Origin of the sequence: Aeromonas fluvialis (assembly GCF_000819885.1) — a bacterium.
GTDB lineage: Bacteria > Pseudomonadota > Gammaproteobacteria > Enterobacterales > Aeromonadaceae > Aeromonas > Aeromonas fluvialis.
On sequence record NZ_CDBO01000039.1, the window covers coordinates 1 to 3512 of the forward strand.

The 3512-nt window shown below is 47.8% G+C and carries 1 protein-coding gene and 2 pseudogenes; all 3 read right to left on the reverse strand.

Annotated features, from left to right (window positions below; all coding sequences use genetic code 11):
- Nucleotides 1-142: 142 nt before the first annotated feature.
- Nucleotides 143-556 (reverse strand): annotated as a pseudogene (locus BN1125_RS19865) (SPOR domain-containing protein); the annotation flags it as partial.
- A 240-nt stretch (nt 557-796) separates the two neighbouring features.
- A pseudogene (locus tag BN1125_RS19515) lies at nt 797-2476 on the reverse strand (SEL1-like repeat protein); the annotation flags it as partial.
- Nucleotides 2477-2589: 113 nt separating this feature from the next.
- Nucleotides 2590-3512 (reverse strand): SEL1-like repeat protein (locus BN1125_RS19675; protein WP_042011785.1); only part of this gene is annotated, 923 nt, incomplete at its 5' end.

Here is a 3512-nt window from a genome sequence, read left to right on the forward strand (position 1 = left end):
ACATGATGTTATTAGCCATTCGTGGGCATGCAAATGAACCAAAACAAGCTCAAAGCACTGGCTGCTGAGCTGACCAAAGACATCAAGTCTGGACATATACAAGGGCCAGATACCTTGCTATTGGGCACGCCAAAAACAGCCATTAGGGATTGTAAGCCACTACTGAACTGCTCAAGCCAGTCATCTGTGCTATTCGACCCTGCATCCCCTGCAGCTTGGCCTTGGAGACATCCGGTCCGATAAAGACCCGATTGAGCTGACCCTGCACCGGTGTGCGCGGCGAAGTGTGGGCAGAATAGCCCGCCGCCCGCAGCTTGCTCACCAGCGCGTTGACGCTGTCGACGTTCTTAAAGGCACCGAGGTGCAGGATCCAGCTTTCCTGAGACATGGCAGGTGGCGCAACAAGCATGATTGGCAGAACCATTTTTTGTGTTTCCATCAGCTCATCGATAGGCGTTCTTTGACCTGCCTGCTGCGTTGCTGGTGCAGATTCCTCAGCCACTACACCCCGTTTTGCTGGTGCTGACTTAGCTGGTTCAACCACTTTGTTTGAAATGAAATAAAAGAATAAAGTTAACAAAATAAAAATGGCTAATAAAAAACTTAAACTTCCTAACAAATTGGAAAAATTAGCTAGACCACTCCAACATTTACGTATTTTAAATTGAGTAGCAGCCTGCCACCCTCTTAAAAAACCATTGATCCCATATATTAATTGCATGCTTGTTTTTTTACAAAAAAAACACATTGTATTCATGGTGTTAATTTTAAATTGTGCTTTTAAATCACCACTTTTAGCAGCTTTATTATACCAATAAGCTGCTTCAGCATAGTTCTTACCAAGACCCCAACCGAAATAATATCTATTTCCAAGAGCGTATTGCGCTTTAACAGAACCTTGCTCAGCTGATCTATGATACCAAATCACAGCTTCAATGAGATCTTGCTCTACACCTAAACCAACTCTTAACATTTCACCGAGCTTAAACTGTGCATTTATATGGTTGTGTTCAGCAGCCTTGCGGTACCAAATTACTGCTGCGATAGCATCTTCAGTGACACCTCGGCCATAATCATATATCAACCCCAAGCGATATTGGGCGTCAGCGTGGCCATGCTCTGCAGCTTTACTATACCAAGCTACAGCTTGGATATTATCATTCGCCACACCTTGCCCGTGTTCATATATCCAGCCAAGGTTGTATTGCGCCTCGGCAGCGTCTTGCTCCGCTGCTTTGCGAAACCAAGCAACAGCTTGGGTATCGTCTTGCTCAACACCTCGACCATTTTTATACATTAGGCCAAGGTTATATTGCCCCTCTGCAGCACCTTGCTCTGCTGAATTGCGAAACCAAGCAGCAGCTTGGATATCGTCTTGCTCCACACCTCGACCATTTTTATACATTAGACCAAGGTTATATTGCCCCTCTGCGTTATCTTGCTCCGCGGCTTTGCGAAACCAAACCGCAGCTTGGGTATCATCTTGCTCCCCACCGTTACCATATTTATACATACTACCAAGGTTTAATTGCGCTTTGACATCACCTTTCTCCGCAGCCATACGATACCAAACAAGGGCTTGTGTAGGGTTTTGCTCAACGCCTTGGCCATGCTCATGCATCCAGCCAAGGCGGTTTTGGGATTTAGCGTGATCCTGCTCGGCGGCCTTACGATACCAAACAACTGCCTCTGCTTTATCCTCTACAACTCCTTGTCCTAAATAATACATTTCACCAAGAAGATATTGTGCTTTGGCATGGTCCTGCTCAGCAGCCTTACGATACCAAACAGCCGCCTCTGCCTTATTTTCTGCGACACCTTGACCATAATAATACATATAGCCGAGAAAATATTGAGCTGTGTGATGTTCCTGTTCAACCGCCTTACGAAACCAAACAGCCGCTTCAGCCTCATCCTCTGCGATCCCTCTGCCGTAATAATACATTTTACCAAGTACACATTGCGCTTCGATATGGCCCTGCTCAGCGGCCTTACGAAACCAAACTGCTGCCTCTGCTTTATTCTCTGCGACACCTCGACCAGAATAATATATATTACCAAGTAAATATTGCGCTTCGGCATTACCTTGCAACGCTTGTGTTTGTATCGCTAAAAAATCGGCGGCATTGGTATCTGGCTCGTTTGCATCATTCATAGAAGCCTGTGGCCATAATGTCGTTAGCCATGTGTCAATACCCCAATTAGCTAATTGCTCGTCAAAACCATAATCCTCATGCAGCGATGCACCTAACTGAGCGCGTAAAATGTGGCGTTCAGAAAGACTCGACGTTGCGACTAATTTTTTGACTAGCCCTTCTTCGGCCAATAAGAGTAAAATCCTAACCTGACGCTTATGGCTGCTTTCATTGCATAAATCAGCGAATAGCGCCTTTAAGCGACCCGGTTGATTGGCAATGTCCACCCCGAAATTACTGATTGCTTGCGCTAAAACCTGCGCCGGTTCACCTTTATTCATTGTTGCACTTTTAAAAAGTAAGTAGATAATTAAAAAGAGCCCTGTTTTAAAGGGCTCTCAAACTTGGCAAAACAGTTCGGTTAAGATAACGTCATGCAAAAATATCTGCTTAATTATTTCATTAAATTGAGCTTGGCTTGTGCATCAGCATCACCTTGCTCAGCAGCCTTGCGATACCAAGCAGCAGCTTCGATATTATCTTGCGAAACACCTAGCCCATATTGGTAAATCAAGCCAAGGTTGTATTGTGCTCCGACATAGCCTTGCATCGCAGCCCTACGATACCAAGCAACGGCTTGCGTAAGGTCTTGAACAACGCCTTGACCTCTTTGGTACATCCAGCCAAGGTTGTATTGCGCTTCTGCGTAGCCCTTCTCCGCAGCCTTACGATACCAAATAACGGCTTGGTTATAGTTTTGCGCTATTCCTTGACCCTGTTCATGCATCCAACCAAGGTTGTTTTGTGCTTTCACATCACCTTGCTCCGCAGCCTTGCAATACCACGCAACGGCCTGAGCGCAATCTGATGCCACGCCTCGACCATATTGGAACATAAAGCCAAGATTGTATTGCGCATCGGCATACCCCTGCTCGGCAGCTTTGCGATACAACACCAGCGCTTGACTATCGTCCTGCGCCACCCCGCGGCCTTTGGCATACATCAACCCAAGGACGCTCTGGGCTCGGGTATTGCCCTGTTCGGCGGCCTGGCGATACCAGTGCACCGCTTGGCTATCCTCCTGCGCCACCCCACAGCCATTGGCATACATGAGCCCGAGGTTACACTGGGCATCGGCATCTCCGTTCTCGGCAGCCTGACGATACCAGTGCACCGCTTGGCTATCATCCTGCGCCACCCCGTGACCATTGACATACATGCGCCCGAGTTTGCACTGGGCAGCGGCATGGCCTTTCTCGGCAGCCTGACGATACCAGCGCACCGCTTGGCTATCGTCGTGCGCCACCCCGCGGCCATTGGCATACATGAACCCGAGGTTACACTGGGCATCAGCATCTCCTTGCTCGGCAGCCTGGC